The 472-nt window shown below is 66.1% G+C and carries 1 protein-coding gene; it reads right to left on the bottom strand.

Translation table 11 applies throughout. From position 1 onward, the window contains the following. Nucleotides 1–446, bottom strand: a 446-nt coding sequence (locus J0695_RS41535) for a His/Gly/Thr/Pro-type tRNA ligase C-terminal domain-containing protein (RefSeq protein ID WP_307798911.1), incomplete at its 3' end; no start/stop codon positions are given. Nucleotides 447–472: the final 26 nt, after the last annotated feature.

Here is a 472-nt window from a genome sequence, read left to right on the forward strand (position 1 = left end):
GCGCACCGCCTTGCGAGTTCTTCAGGGGCCTGGTCGAACGGGACTTGGTCCTGGTCGCCGGTGGCCATGTCGCGCAGCGTGACCGTTCCGGCGTCGCGTTCTGCTGCGCCGTAGATCACGCAGAAGCGCGCCCCTTGCTCATTAGCCCACTTCATCTGCTTGGCGAACTTCCCACTCGTACCGAGGTAGACACCTGTGCGAACGCCGGAGCGGCGGATCTCAGCCGCCAGCCGGAAGGTCTCGGAGGAAAAGTCCTGGTCCATGACGGTGACCGCGACATCCACCTGCGCGTAGCTGTCCGACTCGGCCTGCTGGAGCAGCGGCAGGATGCGCTCGATACCGAGGGAGCCGCCGCATGCGGACGCGTCCTTGCCGCCGAGTCGGCTGATAAGCGTGTCGTACCGGCCTCCGGAGGCGATGGACCCGGGCATACCGGGGGCCGTCACCTCGAAGATGATCCCCGTGTAGTAGT

Origin of the sequence: Streptomyces beijiangensis (genome assembly GCF_017315755.1) — a bacterium.
Taxonomy (GTDB): domain Bacteria; phylum Actinomycetota; class Actinomycetes; order Streptomycetales; family Streptomycetaceae; genus Streptomyces; species Streptomyces beijiangensis.